General features: G+C 54.7%; 1 protein-coding gene. It reads left to right on the top strand.

Annotation, left to right across the window (positions count from 1 at the left end; all coding sequences use genetic code 11):
- Positions 1–426: aldehyde dehydrogenase family protein (locus D7Y13_RS43455; RefSeq protein ID WP_120631139.1), on the top strand; the 426-nt coding region annotated here is incomplete at both ends.

Below are 426 nucleotides of genomic sequence, written 5' to 3'. Positions count from 1 at the left end.
TGCTCAAACATGCCTCGAATGTGCCGCAGTCGGCTCTGGCGATCGAATCCATTCTGCTCGAAGCTAGATTCCCGCAGGGCGCATTTCAAACTTTGCTGATCGGCGCAGACCAAATTTCGCAGGTGATTAACGACGATCGCGTCAGGGCGGCAACTCTGACTGGAAGCGAAGCAGCCGGAGCCAGTCTTGCCAGCGCAGCCGGAAAGCAAATTAAAAAAACCGTATTGGAATTGGGCGGCAGCGATCCGTTTATCGTGCTGGAGAGTGCTGACTTAGAGGCAGCGGTGAAAACGGCGGTTGCGGCCAGAATGATCAACAGCGGTCAGTCTTGTATCGCCGCCAAGCGGTTTATCGTGCAGGAGTCGATCGCGGACGAATTCACCCAGAAGCTCGTCGAGAAGTACAAGGAATTGAAGATTGGCGACC

Source organism: Corallococcus praedator (assembly GCF_003612125.1).
GTDB lineage: Bacteria > Myxococcota > Myxococcia > Myxococcales > Myxococcaceae > Corallococcus > Corallococcus praedator.
Note: the sequence above shows the minus strand (reverse complement) of the source record. Positions and strands in the feature narration are given on the sequence as shown.